This window comes from Pedococcus sp. KACC 23699, from assembly GCF_045348425.1.
Taxonomy (GTDB): domain Bacteria; phylum Actinomycetota; class Actinomycetes; order Actinomycetales; family Dermatophilaceae; genus Pedococcus.
This window is the reverse complement of the sequence record NZ_CP157483.1, coordinates 4,074,721-4,091,676: the sequence shown is the minus strand read 5'-3', so window position 1 is coordinate 4,091,676 and position 16,956 is coordinate 4,074,721. Positions and strand designations below refer to the sequence as shown.

Genomic DNA, 16,956 nt, shown 5'->3' with positions numbered 1-16,956 from the left:
AGGTCCTGACGCCCGTGCGTCCTGACTCTGCTGTTCCCGTCCCGGTCGACGCCTCCCCGGCTCCCGGTGCGCCCACTCCGTCACCGTCGCGGACCGTGCTCACGGCCAGCGACATCGCGCGTGCGCTGCGCCGCGTGGCCCACGAGATCCTCGAGCACAACAAGGGGGGATCGGACCTGGTCGTCCTCGGCATCCCGAGCCGCGGGGTGGTCCTGGCCCAGCGGCTCGCCGCCGTGATGGAGAGCGTCGAGGGCAAGCCCGTCCCGGTCGGCGCGCTCGACGTGACGATGCACCGTGACGACCTGCGCCGGCAGCCGACCCGCAGCCCGAGGCACACCGAGATCCCCGGCGGCGGCATCGACGACAAGGTCGTTGTCCTCGTCGACGACGTCCTCTACTCGGGCCGCACCGTCCGCGCCGCCCTCGACGCGCTGTCCGACCTCGGACGCCCGCGCGCGGTCCGGCTGGCCGTGCTGGTCGACCGCGGCCACCGTGAGCTGCCCATCCGCGCCGACCACGTCGGCAAGAACCTGCCCACCTCGAGCGCCGAGCGGGTCTCGGTGCGGCTCTTCGAGCACGACCAGATCGAGGACCAGGTCACCATCGCCGGAGGAGACCCCAAGTGACCACGACGGCACGACGGACCCGGCGGCACCTGCTGTCCTCCGCAGACCTCGACCGCGCCCAGGTCCGCGCCATCATCGACACCGCCGCCGAGATGCACGGCATCCAGCAGCGGGAGGTCAAGAAGCTCCCCACCCTGCGCGGCCGCACCGTGGTCAACCTCTTCTTCGAGGACTCGACCCGCACGCGGAGCTCGTTCGAGATCGCCGGGAAGTGGCTGTCCGCCGACGTCATCAACATCAGTGGCAAGGGGTCCTCGACCTCCAAGGGTGAGTCGCTGCGCGACACCGTGCTCACCGTCGCGGCCATGGGGGTCGACGCGCTCGTCATCCGCCACCACGCGAGCGGCGCGGCGCAGCAGGTCAGCCAGTGGGTCGACGCGCACGTGGTCAACGCCGGCGACGGCACCCACGAGCACCCGACCCAGGCGCTGCTCGACGCCTACACGATGGAGCGTCGCCTCGGTGACCTCGAGGGCCGACACGTCGTGATCGTCGGCGACCTGACCCACTCGCGCGTCGTCCGGTCGAACCTCATCACCCTGCGCACGCTCGGCGCCCGGGTCACCCTCGTCGCCCCACCCACGCTCATGCCCAGCGGCATCGGCGCGTGGGCGCAGGCCGAGGGGTTCGCCCTGTCGAACGACTTCGACGCGGTGCTGCCGACCGCGGACGCCGTGATGATGCTGCGCGTGCAGCGCGAACGCATGAGCGGCGGGTTCTTCCCGACTCCGCGCGAGTACACCGTCGGGTACGGCCTGACCCGGCCGCGTCTCGACGTGCTCATGGCCGCGAACCCCGAGGCCGTCATCTGCCACCCCGGCCCGATGAACCGTGGCCTCGAGATCTCGCCCGATGCCGCCGACGCAGCCTCGTCCCTGGTGCTCGACCAGGTGAGCGCCGGTGTCGCAGTGAGGATGTCGGTGCTCTACCACCTGCTCGCCGGCGGCGAGGGAGAGGACAGCTGATGCCCAGCCTGCTCATCACCGGAGCCGACCTGTTCGGCCGCGCCGCTGCAGGCGACCCCGACGGTCGCACGGACCTGCTCGTCGAGGACGGCGTGATCACCGAGGTCGGCTCGATCCGCTCGGCGAAGGGCGCGGACGTGCTCGAGGCCGATGGCCTCGTGGCGCTGCCCGGCCTCGTCGACCTGCACACCCACCTGCGCGAGCCCGGTCGCGAGGACGCCGAGACGATCGCCACCGGCTCCGCTGCCGCAGCCGTCGGTGGGTTCACCGCGGTGCTCGCCATGGCCAACACCACCCCGGTCACCGACACCGCAGAGGCCGCGGAGCGCATCCTCGACCTCGGGCGCGCCACCGGGCTGGTCGACGTCCTCCCGGTCGGTGCCGTCACCAAGGGCCTCGCCGGGGAGGAGCTCGCCGAGCTCGGCCTCATGCACCGCTCCCGGGCCCGCACCACCTTCTTCTCCGACGACGGCAAGTGCGTGCACGACGCGCGGGTCATGCGCCGGGCCCTGGAGTACGTCCGCGCCTTCGGCGGAGTCGTCTCCCAGCACGCCCAGGACCCGCACCTCGCCGGACCCCAGGCCTGCGCCCACGAGGGGGAGCTGTCCGGGCGCCTCGGCCTGCCCGGCTGGCCCGGCATCGCCGAGGAGTCGATCGTCGCCCGCGACGTCATGCTCGCCCGGCACACGGGCTCGCGCGTGCACGTCGCCCACGTCTCGACCGCAGGGACCGTCGAGGTCATCCGCTGGGCCAAGGCCCAGGGCATCGACGTGACCGCCGAGGTCACCCCGCACCACCTCGTGCTGACCACCGACCTCCTCGCGGGGTACGACCCCACCTTCAAGGTCAACCCGCCGCTGCGGCCCCAAGAGGACGTCGACGCCCTGCGCGCCGCGCTCGCCGACGGCACCATCGACGCGGTGGCCACCGACCATGCCCCCCACGCCCGCCACGACAAGGAGCACGCGTTCGTCGACGCGGCGTTCGGGATGCTCGGGCTCGAGACCGCGCTTTCGGTCGTCAGCGACGTCATGGTCGGCGGTGGCCTGCTCGACTGGGCGGGCGTCGCGCGGGTCATGTCGCAGACGCCGGCACGCATCGCCGGGCTCGCCGCGCACGGCTCGACCCTGTCGGTCGGCGACGCCGCCCACCTCACGCTGGTCGACGCGGCCGCCGAGGTCACCGTCGACCGCAGCGCCAGCCTGTCCTTGTCCCGCAACAACCCCTGGCACGGCCGCACCCTGCGCGGCGCCGTCCACGCCACCGTGTTCGGTGGCCGCGTCACCGCTCAGAAGGGAGCCCTCGCGTGACCCGACTCCAGGCGGTGGGCGTGCTGCTCGTCGCGCTCGGCCTCATCTACGCCCTCCTGTATGCCGCGTGGCTGCGCAAGCGTCGCCAGCACACCTCTGCGACGATCGCCGCCGAGCGCGAGCGCCATGACGCCGACGGTGCCGCAGACGCGCCGACGACCACCGCCGGCCCGGCGCAGCTGTCCGTCGAGGGCACCTACGTCAGCACCACCACGGCGGTCAGCCGACTCGAGCGAGTCACCGTTGAGGGCCTGGGCAACCGCGCCAAGGCGACACTGCTCGTCACCCGCGGCACCCCCGAGCAGCTCGTGCGCATCGAGCGCCAGGGCGAGTCGACCGTGCTGATCACCGGTCCGCGCCTGGTCTCGGTGCGCCGTGACCGTGGCATGGTCGGCAAGTTCGTCGGCAGCAACCGCATGCTCGTGCTGCAGTGGCGGGCCGAGGACGGCGCGCTCTACGAGACCGGGTTCCTCCCGCGCTACAAGGCCGACCTCGACCGCGTCGAGTCCGCCCTCTGGTGGCACACCGGCGAGAGCCGCGACGCCGACGCGAACCAGGGTGCTACGACCGACGCTCCTGCGACCGCCGCTCCTGCGACCGACGCCTCTGCGACCGATACCTCTGCGATCAATGCCCCTGCGACAGAAGGGAACTCCCCGTCATGACCAGTCCCGCCCACCTCGCACCGCGCGGTGCCGCCGTCCTCGTCCTCGAGGACGGGCGGGCCTTCCACGGTGAGGCGTACGGCGCCACCGGCGAGACGGTCGGCGAGGCGGTGTTCTCCACCGGGATGACCGGCTACCAGGAGACCCTCACCGACCCGAGCTACCACCGCCAGGTCGTCGTCATGACCGCCCCGCACGTCGGCAACACCGGCGTCAACGACGAGGACGGCGAGTCCGGCCGGATCTGGGTCGCCGGGTACGTCGTGCGCGACCCCGCCCTGCGCCCGTCCAACTGGCGCTCCCAGCGGTCGCTGGAGGACGAGCTGCGCGAGCAGGGCGTCGTCGGGATCAGCGGGATCGACACCCGTGCACTGACCCGCCACCTGCGTGAGCGCGGCGCGATGCGCGTCGGCATCTTCTCGGGCGAGCACGCGGACCTGTCGGTGGGCGAGCTCACCTCGGCGGTGCAGGAAGCGCCCCTCATGGCCGGCGCCGCCCTGGCCGCCGAGGTCACCACCAAGGAGGTGTACGTCGTGCCGGCGGTGGGGGAGAAGCGCTTCACCGTCGCTGCCCTCGACCTCGGCATCAAGGCGATGACCCCGACCCTGCTCGCCCAGCAGGGCATCGAGGTGCACGTGCTGCCGGCGACCTCGACGTTCGAGCAGGTCCGCGCGGTGGGAGAGGACGGCCCCGACGGCGTCTTCTTCTCCAACGGACCGGGGGACCCGTCCACCGCCGACGCCGAGGTGGCCGTGCTGCGCGAGGTGCTCGACGCGCGGATCCCCTTCTTCGGCATCTGCTTCGGCAACCAGCTCCTTGGTCGCGCGCTCGGCTTCGGCACCTACAAGCTCAAGTACGGGCACCGCGGCATCAACCAGCCCGTGATGGACCGCACCACCGGCAAGGTCGAGGTCACCGCCCACAACCACGGCTTCGCGGTCGATGCCCCGCTCGACGGCGAGGTGACCGCGCCCGCGGACGCCGACGGCACGGCATACGGACGCGTGCGGGTCTCGCACGTGTGCCTCAACGACGACGTGGTCGAGGGCCTCGAGTGCCTCGACCTGCCTGCGTACTCGGTGCAGTACCACCCGGAGGCCGCAGCAGGACCGCACGACGCGGGCTACCTGTTCGACCGGTTCGTGGAGCTCATGAACGCCAACCAGGAGAAGGGAAACCGCGCCTGATGGGCAAGCGGGAAGACATCAAGAGCGTCCTGGTCATCGGGTCCGGCCCGATCGTCATCGGCCAGGCCTGCGAGTTCGACTACTCCGGCACCCAGGCCTGCCGCGTGCTGCGCGAGGAAGGCATCCGGGTCATCCTCGTCAACTCCAACCCGGCGACGATCATGACCGACCCGGAGTTCGCCGACGCGACCTACGTCGAGCCGATCACCCCCGACGTGGTCGAGTCGATCATCGCCCGTGAGCGCCCCGACGCCGTGCTGGCCACCCTGGGCGGCCAGACCGCACTCAACTGCGCCATCTCGCTGCACGAGGCGGGCGTGCTGGAGAAGTACGGCTGCCCGCTGATCGGTGCCAACGTCGAGGCGATCCAGCTCGGCGAGGACCGCGAGAAGTTCAAGGGTGTCGTCGAGCGCTGCGGCGGCGAGTCCGCCCGCTCGCTCATCTGCCACACCATGGACGAGCTGCTGGCTGCCGCCGACGACCTCGGCTACCCCGTCGTCGTGCGCCCCTCGTTCACCATGGGTGGTCTGGGTTCGGGCTTCGCCTACGACGAGGCCGACCTGCGCCGCATCGGTGGTGCCGGGCTGCAGTACAGCCCGACCACCGAGGTGCTCCTGGAGGAGTCGATCCTCGGCTGGAAGGAGTACGAGCTCGAGGTCATGCGCGACCACGCCGACAACGTCGTCGTCGTCTGCTCGATCGAGAACCTCGACCCGATGGGCGTCCACACCGGCGACTCCATCACCGTCGCCCCCGCTCTGACCCTGACCGACCGTGAGTACCAGCGGCTGCGCGACCTCGGCATCGCGATCATCCGCGAGGTGGGTGTCGACACCGGCGGCTGCAACATCCAGTTCGCGGTCAACCCGGCCGACGGCCGGATCATCGTCATCGAGATGAACCCCCGCGTCTCCCGCTCGAGCGCGCTGGCGTCCAAGGCGACCGGCTTCCCGATCGCCAAGATCGCCGCGAAGATGGCCATCGGCTACACCCTCGACGAGGTGCCCAACGACATCACCCGCGAGACCCCGGCGTCCTTCGAGCCGTCGCTCGACTACGTCGTCGTCAAGGTGCCGCGCTTCGCCTTCGAGAAGTTCCCGGCCGCCGACCCGACCCTGACGACGACGATGAAGTCGGTCGGCGAGGCCATGTCGATCGGACGCAACTTCACCGAGGCCCTGCAGAAGGCGCTGCGGTCGATGGAGCGCAAGGACAGCACCTTCCACTGGGACGGCCCGAAGCCCGGTGTCGAGCAGGCCCGCACCTACCTCCACACGGCGAAGACGCCGACCGACGGCCGCATCGTCACGGTGCAGCAGGCGCTGCGCGGTGGCCTGTCCGTCGAGGAGGTCCACGAGGCGACCGGCATCGACCCGTGGTTCCTCGACCAGATGGAGCTCATCAACGCCGTGGCCGACCAGGTCGCCGCGGCGCCCGAGCTCACGCCGCAGCTGCTGCGGCTGGCCAAGCGGCACGGGTTCTCCGACACCCAGCTGGCGTCGTTGCGTCGCATGCCCGAGGCCGTCGTCCGTGGGGTCCGCCACGCGCTCGGCGTCCGCCCGGTCTACAAGACGGTCGACACTTGTGCGGCGGAGTTCGCAGCCCAGACGCCGTACTACTACAGCACCTACGACGAGGAGTCCGAGGTGCAGCCGCGCGAGAAGCCGGCCGTACTCATCCTGGGCAGTGGCCCCAACCGCATCGGCCAGGGCGTCGAGTTCGACTACTCCTGCGTGCACGCCAGCTTCGCCCTGCGCGAGGCCGGCTATGACACGGTGATGGTCAACTGCAACCCCGAGACCGTCTCCACCGACTACGACACCAGCTCGCGCCTCTACTTCGAGCCGCTCACCCTCGAGGACGTCCTCGAGGTCGTCAACGCCGAGCAGCAGGCCGGCCCGGTCGCCGGGGTCATCGTCCAGCTCGGTGGGCAGACCCCGCTCGGGCTCGCCATGGCGCTCAAGGAGGCCGGTGTCCCGATCGTCGGCACCAGCCCCGAGGCCATCGACCTCGCGGAGGACCGCGGTGCCTTCGGGCGCGTCCTGCACGAGGCCCGGCTGCCCGCGCCGCGCCACGGCACGGCATACAGCGCCGAGGAGGCCGTCGAGGTCGCCCGGGAGATCGGCTACCCCGTCCTGGTCCGCCCGTCCTACGTCCTCGGCGGGCGCGGCATGGAGATCGTGTACGACGACGAGACCCTCTCGGGCTACGTCACCCGCGCGACCATCGCCAGCCCGGAGCACCCGGTCCTCGTCGACCGGTTCCTCGACGACGCGATCGAGATCGACGTCGACGCCCTCTACGACGGCACCGACATGTACCTCGGCGGGATCATGGAGCACATCGAGGAGGCCGGCATCCACTCCGGTGACTCCGCCTGCACCCTCCCGCCGGTCACCCTCGGTGTCGCCGAGCTCGAGCGGGTCCGCGAGGCCACGCTCAAGCTGGCCGAGGGCATCGGCGTGCGCGGCCTGATGAACGTGCAGTTCGCCCTGGCCCAGGACGTCCTCTACGTCCTGGAGGCCAACCCGCGCGCCTCTCGGACGGTGCCGTTCGTCGCCAAGGCGACTGGGGTGCCGGTGGCCAAGGCGGCCGCCCGGGTCATGCTCGGCGCGACCATCAAGGAGCTGCGGGCGGAAGGCATGCTGCCCCCGTTCGGCGACGGCGGCACGATGCCGAGCCACGCACCCGTTGCGGTCAAGGAGGCGGTGCTGCCGTTCAAGCGGTTCCGCACCCGCGACGGCCAGGTCGTCGACAGCCTGCTCGGGCCGGAGATGCGCTCGACCGGTGAGGTCATGGGCATCGACGACGACTTCGGGACGGCGTTCGCCAAGGGGATGCTGGCCGCAGGGTCCGGTCTGCCGCGCGAGGGCAAGATCTTCGTGTCCGTCGCCAACCGCGACAAGCGCGCCATGATCTTCCCGGTCAAGCGGCTCGCCGACCTCGGGTTCACCATCGTGGCCACGACCGGCACCGCAGACGTGTTGCGCCGCAACGGGATCGCGTCGCAGGTCGTGCACAAGCACAGTGAGCGGGAGACGCCGGACGGCAGCATCGTCGACCTGATCCTGGCCGGCGAGATCGCCATGGTCGTCAACACGCCGAGCGGCCCCAACGCCCGCGCCGACGGCTACGCCATCCGAGCAGCCACGGTCTCGATGGATCGTCCGATCGTCACCACGGTGCAGGAGCTCGCTGCTGCCGTGCAGGGCATCGAGGCCCAGATGCACGGGGAGTTCACCGTGAAGCCGTTGCAGGAGCACGCCCGCGACCTCGACCTCTACGGCCGGACGCAGGCGGACCTCGACGGGGGAGCGGCGTGAGCGCGGCGACCACGCCGCACACGCGTCCGGGCAGTGGTGTCGTGCAGGTGATCGGCGAGCTGATCGCCACCCGGCGGGTCGGTGCCTACCACCACCTCACCTTCGTGGCGCCCGGCCTGGCCGAGCTCGCGAAGCCCGGGCAGTTCGTGGCCCTCGCCGTCGGCGGACCCACCAGCGCCAACCTTCTGCGTCGCTCCTTCTCCATCCACAAGGTCAGCCCCTCCGGCACGTATGGCGGGACGGTGGACGTCGTCGTCGCGGCCCACGGGCCGGGCACCCAGTGGATCACCGAGCTGCGCGCCCACGACGAGGTCGACATCGTGGGCCCGCTCGGCAGGGCGTTCCCGCTCCCCAAGGAGCCGGTGCCGTGCGTCCTCGTCGGCGGGGGCTACGGCAGCGCACCGCTGTTCTGGCTCGCGGAGGCCCTGCGCGCCCGCGGCTGCCACGTCGAGATGGTCCTCGGCGCGGCGACGGAGTCCAGGCTCTTCGGTGTCGTCGAGGCCCGTCGCTACGCCGACGGCGTCACGGTCACCACCGACGACGGGTCGCTCGGCACCAAGGGCTGGGTGTCCGACGTCCTGCCCGAGGTGATCCGTCGCACCGGTGCGGCAGTCGTCTACGGCTGTGGCCCGATGGGGATGCTCAAGTCGATCACCGACGTGGCCACCGCCGAGGGTGCCGTCGCCCAGGTCGCCGTGGAGGAGTCCATGGCGTGTGGCATCGGCGTCTGCATGACCTGCGTCATGCCGGTCGTCAGCAAGGACGGGGTCACCAAGATGGTGCGCTCCTGCGTCGAGGGGCCGGTGTTCCGCGGCGACCGCGTCCGCTGGGACGCCTTCTCCGACGGGCTGTGCCGGGTGCCGGACGACGCCGTCGGTGCGCCGAGGACGGGGGGCCACTGATGAGCGTGGACATGTCCGTCGACCTCGCCGGCCGGCGCCTGCCCAGCCCGATGATGACCGCGTCGGGGTGCGCCGCCAACGGCCGTGAGCTCGGCCGGTTCTTCGACGTCGCCGAGCTCGGGGCGTTCGTCACCAAGTCCGTCATGGCCGTCCCGCGGTCCGGACGGGGGACGCCGCGGATGGCTGAGACGCCGTCCGGGATGCTGAACTCGATCGGCCTCCAGGGGCCGGGGATCACGTCCTTCGTCGAGAACGACTTGGCCTGGCTGAAGAAGTCCGGGGCCCGGACGCTGGTCTCGATCGCCGGCAACACCAGCGGCGAGTTCGCCGACGTGGCCGCGACGCTGCGAGCCAGTGACGCGTTCGACTCCGTGGTGGGGGTCGAGGTCAACATCTCCTGCCCCAACGTCGCCAACCGCGGGCTCGTCTTCGCCTGCGACCCGCTGGCGTCCGCCAAGGTCATCGCCCTGGTGCGGGAGCAGCTCCCTCGGGACGTGCCGGTCTTCGCCAAGCTGACGCCCGACGTCACCGACATCGTCAGCGTCGCGCAGTCCTGCGTGAAGGCCGGTGCCGACGGCCTGACGATGATCAACACCCTGCTCGGCATGGTCATCGACACCGACCTCCTGCGGCCCCAGGTGGCAGGCGTCACCGGAGGCCTGTCCGGGCCCGCGGTGCGCCCCGTCGCGGTTCGCGCGGTCTGGCAGACACGTGCCGCGATGCTCGAGGGGCGACTGCCCTTCGTGCCGATCGTCGGCGTCGGGGGAGTGCGTACCGGGCGTGACGCCCTCGAGCTCGTCGCGGCCGGTGCCAGCGCGGTGCAGGTCGGCACGGCGACGTTCAACGACCCGTCGGCCCCGGTGCGGGTCGGCCGTGAGCTGGCAGACCTGTTGCAGGACAAGGGATTCGAGCGGCTCTCCGACGTCGTCGGAATCGCACACGAGAGGGTGGCACGCTGATGACCGACCAGACGACGGTGCCTGACCAGCTGACCTTCGGGCAGCGGCTGCGCACGGCCACCGATGCGTTCGGCCCCCTGTGCGCCGGCATCGACCCGCACCGGGCGCTCGTCGAGTCGTGGGGCCTGACCTACGACGTGGACGGCCTCACCCGGTTCACCGAGACCTGTGTCGAGGCGTTCGCCGGCCACGTGGGGGTCGTGAAGCCGCAGTCGGCCTTCTTCGAGGTGTTCGGCTCCCGCGGGATCGCCGTCCTCGAGCGGGCGATCGTCGCCCTGCGCGAGGCCGGCACGCTGGTCATCCTCGACGCCAAGCGCGGCGACATCGGCTCGACGATGGCGGCGTATGCGGAGGCCTACCTGGGCAAGGACGCCGTCGCGCCGGCCGACGCCCTCACCGCCAGCCCCTACCTCGGCTTCGAGGCCCTGCGCCCCGCCCTGGACCTCGCGGCGCAGACCGGTCGCGGCGTGTTCGTCCTCGGCCTGACGTCCAACCCCGAGGGGCGCACGGTCCAGCACGCGACCCTGCGCGACGTCAGCGTCGCCGAGAGCATGGTCGCCGGAGCCGCTGCGGACAACGCCGACGCGCGCTCCCAGGGCGACCTCGGCTCGGTCGGTCTGGTGGTCGGCGCGACGGTCGGCTCGGCCGTGCAGGAGCTCGGACTGGACCTCGCGGGATGCAACGGGCCGCTGCTGGCCCCCGGGGTCGGCGCGCAGGGCGGCACGAGCGAGGACCTGCGCCGGGTCTTCGGCGACGCCCTGCCGAACGTCCTGCCGTCCTCGAGCCGGGAGGTCCTCTCCGCCGGCCCGGACCCCGCCCGGCTGCGTGAGCAGGCCGTCCGCACCAGCGAGCACCTCGCCGACCTCCTGCGCTGAGGGCCCCCGGGGGCCAACAGGGTGCCGAGGGCTCGGCGAGAAACGAGCTCGTTCGGTTGCTAGAGTCCGAGTGAAGAACAGTGAACGACCGTCGCACCACCCCCGAACGCCTCACAAGGAGTTAATGCCGTGGCACTTCCCCCGTTGACGCCCGAGCAGCGAGCAGCGGCCCTGGAGAAGGCCGCTGTGGCCCGCCGAGAGCGTGCCGCCGTGAAGAACCGCCTGAAGTACGCCCAGGGCTCCCTCAAGGAGGTCATCGCCGACGGCAAGGGCAACGACGTGGTCGGCAAGATGAAGGTCTCCGCACTGCTCGAGTCGATGCCCGGGGTCGGTCGGGTGCGCGCCCGCCAGATCATGGAGGAGGTGGGCATCTCCGAGAGCCGCCGCGTCCGTGGACTCGGCGCCAACCAGATCTCCGCGCTGCTCACCCGCTTCGACGAGGCGTGAGCCACCCCGCCCCTGCCGGCGAGGAGCGGCCCCGGCGCCTCGTCGTCCTGGCCGGACCCACCGCGGTCGGCAAGGGCACGTTGTCCGCCTACGTGCGCGACCACTTCCCCGAGGTGTGGCTGTCGGTCAGCGCGACCACCCGCGCACCGCGGCCGGGCGAGGTGGAGGGCAAGCACTACCACTTCGTCGACGCTGCGGAGTTCGCCCGGATGGAGCAGGCCGGCGAGCTCATCGAGTCGGCTGTCGTGCACGGCCGCAACCACTACGGCACCCCCCGGGGCCCCGTGGAGCAGGCCTTGGGCGACCACAAGATGGCGCTGCTGGAGATCGACCTGCAGGGCGCTCGCCAGGTCCGCGAGTCGATGCCGGAGGCGCTCTTCGTGTTCCTGGCGCCGCCGAGCTGGGACGAGCTGGTCCGCCGGCTCGTCGGTCGCGGGACCGAGGACGAGGAAGAACGCACCCGCCGCCTGGAGACCGCGAAGGTCGAGCTGGCTGCGGAGGACGAGTTCGACGTGACCATCGTCAACGACGATGTTCGTCGAGCAGCCGAAGAACTCGTATCATTGATGCGATCCCACTGACATCAGCACCACCTGAACGACTTGCTTACAACAGATTGAGAGCTTCCCCCGTGTCTGGAACCGTCGCGAACCCGATCGGCATCACCAACCCCCCGATCGACGACCTGCTCACCAAGGCTGACTCCAAGTACGCCCTGGTCATCTACTCCGCGAAGCGCGCGCGCCAGATCAACGCGTACTACAGCCAGCTGCAGGAGGGCCTGCTCGAGTACGTCGGGCCGCTCGTCGACAGCCAGGTGCACGAGAAGTCGATGTCCATCGCCCTGCGCGAGATCAACCAGGGCCTGGTCACCTCCGAGCCGATCGAGAGCTGAGCCCCGGCGGGGGAGCAGGGAACGACAGCGCGATGGCGCGCATCGTCCTCGGGGTCGGTGGGGGGATCGCGGCCTACAAGGCCTGCTCCCTGCTGCGCCTGTTCACCGAGGCCGGCCACGACGTGACCGTGGTGCCGACCGAGTCGGCCCTGCGCTTCGTGGGGGCCCCGACCTGGGAGGCACTGTCCGGCAAGCCGGTCTCGGCCGGTGTCTGGGACGCCGTGCACGAGGTGCCGCACGTCCGCCTCGGCAAGTCGGCCGACCTCGTGGTCGTGGCCCCTGCCACCGCCGACCTCGTCGCCAAGGCCGCCCACGGGCTGGCCGGTGACCTGCTCACCAACGTGCTGCTCACGGCTCGCTGCCCGGTGGTCGTGGCCCCGGCCATGCACACCGAGATGTGGGAGCACCCGGCCACCCAGGCCAACATCTCCATCCTGATGGAGCGCGGGGTGCACGTCATCCCGCCCGCGTCCGGTCGCCTCACCGGCGCCGACACCGGTCCCGGCCGGCTCCCCGAGCCCGCCGACCTGTATGCCGTGTGCGAGCGGATCCTCGCCCCCGGCGCGCCCGTGGTGGTGCCGGACAAGTACGCGTCCAGCGCCCGCGCCATACCGGCTGACCGCGCCGCGCAGGGCAGTGGCGACGCGGAGGGGGACGGCCTGGAGGGCCGCACGGTCGTCGTGACCGCCGGCGGCACCCGGGAACCGCTCGACCCGGTGCGGTTCCTCGGCAACCGCAGCTCCGGCAAGCAGGGCTTCGCCCTGGCGTCGGTGGCCGCGCGCCGCGGCGCGAAGGTGGTCCTGATCGCGGCCAACACCTCGCTCGTCGCGCCGGAAGGCGTGCTCGTCGTGCCGGTGCAGACCGCGCTCGAGCTCGAGACCGCCGTCGCGGCCGCCGCCCCGGGGTCCGACGTCGTCGTCATGGCCGCCGCCGTGGCCGACTTCAGGCCCGCGCACTACACCGACGCCAAGATCAAGAAGTCCCACGACGCCGCCGACCCCGACGCCGCCCCGACGATCGAGCTGGTCCGCAACCCCGACGTGCTGGCCGACCTCGTGGCCCGCCGCGGTGACGACGCGAGCCCGGTCATCGTGGGGTTCGCGGCCGAGACCGGCGACGCGGACGGCAGCGTCCTCGACCACGCCCGTGCCAAGTTGGCCAGGAAGGGCTGCGACCTGCTCGTCGTCAACGAGGTGGGCACCGACAAGACGTTCGGCCTGGACGACAACACGGTGCACATCCTGCGGCTCGGCTCGAGCCACGTCATCGACGCCGGACCCGCACCGAAGGAAGAGATCTCTGACGCGGTGTGGGATGCCGTCCAGCAGATCCTCTGACCTAGGTACACTCGCGACGTCCGTGTGGCTCCGGCTCGCGGCCGTCAGTCAGCAGCCGCTGCCCCCGAAGGAGCATTGAGTGTCCGCACGCCTGTTCACGTCCGAGTCCGTCACCGAGGGACACCCGGACAAGATCTGTGACCAGATCTCCGACTCCATCCTCGACGCCATGCTGGCCGACGACAAGGACAGCCGCGTCGCCGTCGAGACGATGGTCACGACCGGGCTGGTCCACGTCGCCGGCGAGGTCGACACCCGCAGCTACGTGCCCATCGCCCAGATCGTGCGCGACACGATCAAGGGCATCGGCTACGACTCCTCCGAGAAGGGCTTCGACGGCGCCTCCTGCGGCGTCTCGATCTCCATCGGCGAGCAGTCCAAGGACATCGCGCAGGGCGTCGACACCGCCCACGAGAACCGCCACGGTGGGATCGACCCGCTCGACAAGCAGGGCGCCGGCGACCAGGGCCTGATGTTCGGCTACGCCTGCGAGGACACCGCCGAGCTCATGCCGCTGCCGATCTACCTCGCCCACCGCCTCGCCGAGCGCCTCACCGAGGTGCGCAAGTCCGGTCAGGTCGCCTACCTGCGTCCCGACGGCAAGACCCAGGTCACCATTGCCTACGACGGCGACAAGGCCGTCAAGCTCGACACCGTGGTGCTCTCGACGCAGCACGCGTCCGACATCTCCCTGGACGACCTGCTCGCTCCCGACATCGAGCAGCACGTCATCGCCCCCGTCCTGGCCGAGCTCGCCGAGACCGGCACGGACCTCGACATCTCGGGTTACCGGAGCCTGATCAACCCGACCGGTCGGTTCGAGATCGGTGGCCCGATGGGCGACGCCGGCCTCACCGGTCGCAAGATCATCGTCGACACCTACGGCGGCATGGCCCGCCACGGTGGCGGCGCGTTCTCCGGCAAGGACCCGTCGAAGGTCGACCGCTCCGCGGCATACGCCATGCGCTGGGTCGCCAAGAACATCGTCGCCGCCGGGCTCGCCCGCCGCTGCGAGGTGCAGGTCGCCTACGCCATCGGCAAGGCCCAGCCGGTCGGTCTGTACGTCGAGACCTTCGGCACCGAGACCGAGCCGGTCGACAAGATCCAGGCCGCGATCACCTCCGTGTTCGACCTGCGCCCCGGCGCCATCGTCGACGAGCTGGACCTGCTGCGCCCGATCTACAAGGCCACCGCCGCCTACGGCCACTTCGGCCGCACCTCGGTACCAGGCGTCAAGGACGGGTTCACCTGGGAGCGCACCGACCGCGTCGAGGCGCTGCAGCGCGCCGTCAAGGGCTGACGGCCGGCGCTCCGAACGTCCAGCCGACCCGGCCGACCCCTGCCCCGCAGGGATGTCGGCCGGGTCGACTAGTTTTCAATGGTGTCCGAGTCGGGAGCAGTCGAGCAGCTGTCGCTGATCCGTGCCGCCCTGCCCAAGGCACCGCGCCCGCCGAAGGGTCCGGACACCGCTGACACCGACCCGATCGCGGCGGTCGTCGTCGACACCGGCCTGGCCCACCTCGACCGTCCGTTCGAGTACCTCGTGCCGGCGCCCCTCGCCGAGACGGCCGTGCCCGGTGCCCGGGTCAAGGTGCGGTTCGCCGGGCAGGACCTCGACGGGTTCGTCATCGAGCGCAAGGCTGCACCCGACCACGAGGGCCGTCTTGCGCCGATCCGTCGGGTGGTCTCGCCCGAGCCGGTGCTCACCTCCCGGCAGCTGGAGGTCGCGCGCGCCGTCGCCGCCCACTACGCCGGCACCCTCGGCGACGTCCTGCGACTGTCCGTGCCCCCGCGGCACGCCGCCGCGGAGAAGGCCCTGGCGCTCGAGCCGCCGGTGACCGACCCCCTGCCTGCGCAGTCCGGTCCCGGTCCCGCGTGGAGCCGGTATGCCGCCGGCCCCGCCTACCTCTCGCGCCTCACCGCGGGCGACAGCCCCGCCGCGTCGTGGCTCGCCCTGCCCGCCACCGACCCCGCCGAGGACTGGCCGGCTGCCCTCGCGGCTGCCGCCGCAGCCACAGTGGCAGGTGGGAGGGGCGCTGTCCTGGTGGTCCCCGACCACCGCGACGTCGCGCGGGTCGACGCCGCCCTGACCACGGCCCTCGGGCCGGGACGGCACGTGCGGCTCACCGCCGACCAGGGGCCGCAGGCGCGCTACACCGCCTGGCTCAAGGTCTTGCGTGGGCACGTCTCGGTGGTCGTCGGCACCCGCGCGGCGGCATTCGCCCCGGTGCGCGACCTCGGTCTCGTCGCCTGGTGGGACGACGGTGACGACAACCACGAGGAGCCGCGCGCTCCCTACCCCCGGGTCCGCGAGGTGCTGCTGACGAGGGCCGCCATCGAGGGGGCGGCGGTGCTGTCCGGGGGCTTCACCCGGACCGTGGCCGTGCAGCAGCTCGTCGACGCGGGGGAGCTGCGTCCGATCCAGGCCGCCGCGCCCGTGCGAGGTGCCGTGCCCCGCGTGGTCGTCGCGGGTGAGGGCCTGGAGATGGAACGCGACCCCGCCGCGGCCAGCGCCCACCTGCCGTCGGTCGCCTGGCGCACCGCGAAGGCAGCCCTGGAGTCCGGACCGGTGCTGGTCCAGGTGCCGCGCCGCGGCTACGTCCCCTCGCTGGCCTGCCAGACCTGCCGGGCGCCGGCGCGGTGCGTGCACTGCGCCGGACCGATCGCCGTAACCGGACGTGGGGCCGAGCCGGGCTGCCGCTGGTGCGGGCGCGGCGTGGGCCGGTTCGAGTGCCGCCAGTGCGGTGGCCGCGAGCTGCGTTCGTCCGTGGTGGGCGCCCGACGCACCGCGGAGGAGCTGGGTCGTGCGTTCCCCGGTGTGCCCGTGCACACCTCCGGTGCCGGAGCGGTCCTCGACCGCGTGGCAGCCACGCCGGCCCTGGTCATCGCCACACCGGGAGCCGAGCCCGTGGCCGACGGAGGGTATGCCGCGACGCTCCTGCTGGACGCCTGGGCCTCCCTGGACCGTCCGACCCTCGACGCCGGTGAGGAGGCGCTGCGCCGCTGGCTGGCTGCGGCCGCACTGACCCGTGGGTCAGCCGCTCGCGGCCAGGTGGTCCTCTGCGGCGCGCCGGGGCACACCACCCTGCCCGTCATCGAGGCCCTGGTCCGCTGGGACCCGGCATGGTTCGCCGCCCGGGAGCTCGCCGACCGCGCGGCCCTGTCGCTCCCGCCGACGGTGGTCATGGCTGCGGTCAGCGGGGAGCGGCGCGCCGTCGAGGCCGCGCTGCTCCAGGCCGACCTCGCCGAGGGCACCGAGCGGATCGGCCCGCTCCCGCTGCCGGACGACGCCGTGCGCATGCTGCTGCGCGTCCCCCTGTCGGAGCGCGGGGTCCTGGCCGCGTCCCTGACCGCGATGCGTGCAGTCCGCAGCGCCCGCAAGGAGCCCGTCAGCGTGCAGGTCCGAGTCGACCCGCCCGACCCCGCGACCTAGCTGGGTCCTGAAGTGTGGTCCTACGACCTCGA

15 protein-coding genes are annotated in these 16,956 nt (G+C 71.9%); all 15 read left to right on the top strand.

The genetic code is table 11. The annotated features are described in order from the left end of the window. The first annotated feature begins 14 nt into the window (after nt 1–14). The 15 genes from pyrR (at nt 15) to ABEG17_RS19150 (ending at nt 16,924) form a co-directional block, all read left to right on the top strand. A complete protein-coding gene (gene pyrR, locus ABEG17_RS19220; RefSeq protein WP_406831095.1) occupies nt 15–626 on the top strand; it encodes a bifunctional pyr operon transcriptional regulator/uracil phosphoribosyltransferase PyrR in 612 nt (203 codons plus the stop codon). Beyond that, nucleotides 623–1,591, top strand: a complete 969-nt coding sequence (locus ABEG17_RS19215) for an aspartate carbamoyltransferase catalytic subunit (RefSeq protein ID WP_406831094.1) — start codon at nt 623–625, stop codon at nt 1,589–1,591. Before pyrR ends, ABEG17_RS19215 begins: the two co-directional genes overlap by 4 nt. After that, nucleotides 1,591–2,901: a dihydroorotase gene (locus tag ABEG17_RS19210; protein WP_406831093.1), complete on the top strand. Its 1,311-nt coding sequence runs from the start codon at nt 1,591–1,593 to the stop codon at nt 2,899–2,901. The genes ABEG17_RS19215 and ABEG17_RS19210 overlap by 1 nt, the downstream gene beginning before the upstream one ends. Next, complete coding sequence (locus ABEG17_RS19205) at nt 2,898–3,566, top strand: hypothetical protein (protein WP_406831092.1); 669 nt, start codon at nt 2,898–2,900, stop codon at nt 3,564–3,566. Before ABEG17_RS19210 ends, ABEG17_RS19205 begins: the two co-directional genes overlap by 4 nt. Beyond that, nucleotides 3,563–4,753, top strand: a complete 1,191-nt coding sequence (gene carA, locus ABEG17_RS19200) for a glutamine-hydrolyzing carbamoyl-phosphate synthase small subunit (RefSeq protein ID WP_406831091.1) — start codon at nt 3,563–3,565, stop codon at nt 4,751–4,753. Before ABEG17_RS19205 ends, carA begins: the two co-directional genes overlap by 4 nt. Then, nucleotides 4,753–8,076: a carbamoyl-phosphate synthase large subunit gene (gene carB / locus ABEG17_RS19195; protein WP_406831090.1), complete on the top strand. Its 3,324-nt coding sequence runs from the start codon at nt 4,753–4,755 to the stop codon at nt 8,074–8,076. Before carA ends, carB begins: the two co-directional genes overlap by 1 nt. Beyond that, nucleotides 8,073–8,978, top strand: a complete 906-nt coding sequence (locus ABEG17_RS19190) for a dihydroorotate dehydrogenase electron transfer subunit (protein ID WP_406831089.1) — start codon at nt 8,073–8,075, stop codon at nt 8,976–8,978. The genes carB and ABEG17_RS19190 overlap by 4 nt, the downstream gene beginning before the upstream one ends. Beyond that, entirely contained in the window at nt 8,978–9,937 is a 960-nt protein-coding gene (locus ABEG17_RS19185) for a dihydroorotate dehydrogenase (RefSeq protein ID WP_406831088.1), read from the top strand. Before ABEG17_RS19190 ends, ABEG17_RS19185 begins: the two co-directional genes overlap by 1 nt. Continuing rightward, nucleotides 9,937–10,812 (top strand): orotidine-5'-phosphate decarboxylase, encoded by an 876-nt coding sequence (gene pyrF / locus ABEG17_RS19180; RefSeq protein ID WP_406831087.1) that lies wholly within the window; start codon nt 9,937–9,939, stop codon nt 10,810–10,812. Before ABEG17_RS19185 ends, pyrF begins: the two co-directional genes overlap by 1 nt. A gap of 129 nt (nt 10,813–10,941) precedes the next feature. Further along, nucleotides 10,942–11,259 carry an integration host factor, actinobacterial type gene (gene mihF / locus ABEG17_RS19175; RefSeq protein ID WP_056882257.1) on the top strand — a complete coding sequence of 106 codons (318 nt, stop codon included), beginning with the start codon at nt 10,942–10,944 and terminating at the stop codon, nt 11,257–11,259. Continuing rightward, nucleotides 11,256–11,840 carry a guanylate kinase gene (gene gmk / locus ABEG17_RS19170; protein ID WP_406831086.1) on the top strand — a complete coding sequence of 195 codons (585 nt, stop codon included), beginning with the start codon at nt 11,256–11,258 and terminating at the stop codon, nt 11,838–11,840. The genes mihF and gmk overlap by 4 nt, the downstream gene beginning before the upstream one ends. A gap of 50 nt (nt 11,841–11,890) precedes the next feature. Beyond that, complete coding sequence (rpoZ, locus tag ABEG17_RS19165) at nt 11,891–12,154, top strand: DNA-directed RNA polymerase subunit omega (protein ID WP_344189116.1); 264 nt, start codon at nt 11,891–11,893, stop codon at nt 12,152–12,154. A 32-nt stretch (nt 12,155–12,186) separates the two neighbouring features. Continuing rightward, a complete protein-coding gene (locus tag ABEG17_RS19160) occupies nt 12,187–13,491 on the top strand; it encodes a bifunctional phosphopantothenoylcysteine decarboxylase/phosphopantothenate synthase (RefSeq protein ID WP_406831085.1) in 1,305 nt (434 codons plus the stop codon). A 79-nt stretch (nt 13,492–13,570) separates the two neighbouring features. Continuing rightward, a complete protein-coding gene (metK, locus tag ABEG17_RS19155) occupies nt 13,571–14,791 on the top strand; it encodes a methionine adenosyltransferase (protein WP_406831084.1) in 1,221 nt (406 codons plus the stop codon). A 78-nt stretch (nt 14,792–14,869) separates the two neighbouring features. Continuing rightward, nucleotides 14,870–16,924 (top strand): primosomal protein N', encoded by a 2,055-nt coding sequence (locus tag ABEG17_RS19150; protein WP_406831083.1) that lies wholly within the window; start codon nt 14,870–14,872, stop codon nt 16,922–16,924. The last annotated feature ends 32 nt before the right edge of the window (nt 16,925–16,956 follow it).

Coding starts and splice junctions, on each gene's coding strand:
- ABEG17_RS19210 (WP_406831093.1), top strand. CDS start 1,591: ATGCCCAGCCTGCTCATCACCGGAGCCGACCTGTTCGGCCGCGCCGCT.
- carA (WP_406831091.1), top strand. CDS start 3,563: ATGACCAGTCCCGCCCACCTCGCACCGCGCGGTGCCGCCGTCCTCGTC.
- carB (WP_406831090.1), top strand. CDS start 4,753: ATGGGCAAGCGGGAAGACATCAAGAGCGTCCTGGTCATCGGGTCCGGC.
- ABEG17_RS19185 (WP_406831088.1), top strand. CDS start 8,978: ATGAGCGTGGACATGTCCGTCGACCTCGCCGGCCGGCGCCTGCCCAGC.
- pyrF (WP_406831087.1), top strand. CDS start 9,937: ATGACCGACCAGACGACGGTGCCTGACCAGCTGACCTTCGGGCAGCGG.
- ABEG17_RS19160 (WP_406831085.1), top strand. CDS start 12,187: ATGGCGCGCATCGTCCTCGGGGTCGGTGGGGGGATCGCGGCCTACAAG.
- ABEG17_RS19150 (WP_406831083.1), top strand. CDS start 14,870: ATGGTGTCCGAGTCGGGAGCAGTCGAGCAGCTGTCGCTGATCCGTGCC.